General features: G+C 51.2%; 1 protein-coding gene. It reads right to left on the bottom strand.

From position 1 onward, the window contains the following. On the bottom strand, window positions 1-217 hold a 217-nt coding region (locus AB6T85_RS23750), incomplete at both ends, for a Tli4 family immunity protein (protein WP_502092375.1).

Below are 217 nucleotides of genomic sequence, written 5' to 3'. Positions count from 1 at the left end.
CGGGTTTGTTAATCGCTTCCCGTAGCTCCTGCTCCCTGAGCCTTATCCGCTGCTGGAAGGCCGGTGGATAGATCCATTTACTGCTGATTTTAAAGTCATCGATAAAAATCATATTGTGCAGCTGGTTGTTAAAGGACTCCGGGACGTCAATCACGTAGCGCCCGATGCACTGCGGTTTAGTCTTTGCAAACAGGGTGTCGATCACGGCGCGCTCCTT

It is taken from the genome of Erwinia aeris (assembly GCF_041224955.1).
GTDB classification, from domain to species: domain Bacteria; phylum Pseudomonadota; class Gammaproteobacteria; order Enterobacterales; family Enterobacteriaceae; genus Erwinia; species Erwinia aeris.
The sequence above is the reverse complement of the archived record's forward strand: the minus strand, read 5'-3'. Positions and strand labels throughout refer to the sequence as shown.